The sequence below is a fragment of the Paenibacillus oryzisoli genome (assembly GCF_001653565.1).
Classification (GTDB): Bacteria; Bacillota; Bacilli; order Paenibacillales; family NBRC-103111; genus Paenibacillus_E; species Paenibacillus_E oryzisoli.
Window position 1 is genome coordinate 1 of the sequence record NZ_LYPB01000016.1, and the last position, 1,518, is coordinate 1,518.

General features: G+C 44.7%; 1 protein-coding gene. It reads right to left on the reverse strand.

Going from position 1 to position 1,518, the window contains the following annotated elements:
• Positions 1-58: 58 nt before the first annotated feature.
• The gene (gene ltrA / locus A8708_RS00105; RefSeq protein WP_068661513.1) at positions 59-1,351 is read right to left on the reverse strand and encodes a group II intron reverse transcriptase/maturase; all 1,293 of its coding nucleotides are present in this window, start codon (positions 1,349-1,351) and stop codon (positions 59-61) included.
• Positions 1,352-1,518: the final 167 nt, after the last annotated feature.

Below are 1,518 nucleotides of genomic sequence, written 5' to 3' on the forward strand. Positions count from 1 at the left end.
ACGTGAGGTTTTCCCTCATACGGCTTTCCGATGTTCGTCATTCATGAGCATTCGGAATTTACAATAACGTTTTAAGTCCAATTTGTTTGGCAATATACTTAACTTCTTGAAATGAGCCCATCCAATTTCTACGTTGTCTTTTCTTAGCGTACCATCGAGTCAACCTCTGCAGAATATACCAGTCCAGCTTCGCTAATCTCCGCTGGCTGTAGTTCGTGTAATAGTAGTTTCTCCACCCTTGAATTTTAGGATTGAGCCATTCTACCTGTTCTTCTAAAGATCGTGAACGTGAGCTTGGTGGTGCAAGCCTTCCTTTGACCACTTCTCGTATGCGTTCTTCCGCCTTTTTGGTTAGCCACTGTTGTGTGGTAAAATACACGTTACCTTGGGATGTTTCTGCTTTTGTTTTTCGGTGGTGCATGCCCAAAAAGTCGAATCCTTCTTCTCCTGTCCACAATCCCACAATGCGAGTTTTGGTTGGATGTAAGGTAAGTTCTAGTCGCTCCATGATCGTACAAATGAGCTTGTACGCATGATCTGCTTCTTTCTTTGTTTTGCAGACGACAACCATATCGTCCGCATATCGTGTTAGCTCACCTACACCGTTCCCATGTTTCTCCCACTTTTGGTCAAAGTAGTTTAAATAGATATTCGCCAGTAACGGCGAGATGACGCCACCTTGAGGTGTGCCTAGGTCTGAACGTCTTACTGCTCCTTCTTCCATAACTCCCGCTTGTAACCACTTCTTAATTAACTTCAGTACTCGCCTGTCATTGATGCGCATTTGCACCAGTTTCATTAGTTTTTCTTGGTTAATGTTATCGAAGTAGCCTTGAATATCGACGTCGACTACCCAATTCCCTTTGCGGTTGCAGGCTTTTCGGATACGTTCTAATGCACCTTTAGCACCCCTTTTCGGGCGGAATCCGAAGGATGTTTCATGAAAATCTGCTTCAAAGATGGGTTCAATCACTAGTTTTGTTGCCATTTGTACGACTCTGTCTCGAACCGTCGGAATTCCGAGCGGTCTTTGTTTACCATCCTTTTTAGAAATGTAATGTCTTCTCACTGGATCGGGATGGTATGTGCCTTCTTGCAGTTCACGCTGACATTCCTTGATGAAAGAATTCTCGCCTTGCTCTTCGATGTCCGCAAGAGTAATAGCATCAATGCCAGCCGCGCCTTTGTTCGCACGTACTCTTTTCCATGCTTCGCATAGAACATCCCATCTGTGAACCTTGTCGTACAATGCGTGGAATTTGCGCTTCTTGTTCTCCTTGGCTGCATGACCTAGCTTTTCTTGGAGTTGTTGAACTTTTTCCTTGGGTGTCGTTAGCCGATCGGCATTCACTCACTCGTACCTCCTTAAAAAGCATAAACAAAGCAGGGCTCCTTCCCTCCCAAAGGTTATGTTGTCCTTCGGTTCTTTGGTACTATGAGCCCCTCGGACTCCCTTCCTGCAGACGACTCACTTCGCTTTTAAACTTATAGAGCGTCTCTTTACGGCTAGAAAAAAAA